The sequence below is a fragment of the Xanthomonas sp. SHU 199 genome (assembly GCF_000364665.1).
Lineage (GTDB): Bacteria > Pseudomonadota > Gammaproteobacteria > Xanthomonadales > Xanthomonadaceae > Xanthomonas_A > Xanthomonas_A sontii.
Window position 1 is genome coordinate 1 of record NZ_AQOI01000218.1, and the last position, 715, is coordinate 715.

A 715-nucleotide genomic window follows, 5' to 3' on the forward strand; every position below is an offset into this window, starting at 1 on the left:
AACACCGCCGGCCTGCTTGCGGCGCTGCTGCAGGGGCGGCTGGATGCGGCCTTCATCCGCTACAGCGTAGCCACGCCCTCGGAACTGCAGTTGCTCAAGCTGCCCGACGAACCGATGAAGATCGCGGTGCCGGCGGCGCACCGCCTGGCCAAGCGCCGCCGCGCACCGCTGTCGGCGCTGGCCGGCGAACCCTTCATCCTGTTCCCGCGCAGCTTCGGCACCAGCCTGTATGACGAGATCCTCGATGCCTGCCGCCAAGCCGGCTTCGAACTGAAGATCGAACAGGAAGCGCCGCAGATGTCGTCCATCGTCAACCTGGTGGCCGCCGAACTGGGTGTGTCGGTGGTTCCCGCCTCGACCGCGCAGGTGCAGTTGCCCGGCGTGCGCTACCTGGACATCGAAGGCCGCGTGCCGATGGCGCGCCTGGCCCTGGCCGCGCTGCCGGCCACCGCACAGGCGATGCCGATCGTGCGCCACCTGTGGCAGTTGGCGCAGGGGCATACGGCGGGCAGGCGCGGGTAAGGGGCTGCACTCCCCTAGCAGCAATGCAGGAACGGCTTTAGCCCCGAAGGGCTTTACCGATAGAGCTTATCGCTGCTAAAGCTCACTCGTGCGGCTGTGTTTGTCCGACGTGTAAATCAAGCAGCAGCAACAGCAACAGCAAAGGCTTTCGCCTTGCGGCGAGTTACTTTTCTTTGCTCGCGCAAAGAAAAGT

1 protein-coding gene is annotated in these 715 nt (G+C 65.3%); it reads left to right on the plus strand.

Annotated features, from left to right (window positions below; translation table 11 throughout):
• Window positions 1-522, plus strand: a 522-nt coding sequence (locus tag D183_RS0108845) for a LysR substrate-binding domain-containing protein (protein ID WP_017908690.1), incomplete at its 5' end; no start/stop codon positions are given.
• Between the last annotated feature and the right edge of the window lie 193 nt (window positions 523-715).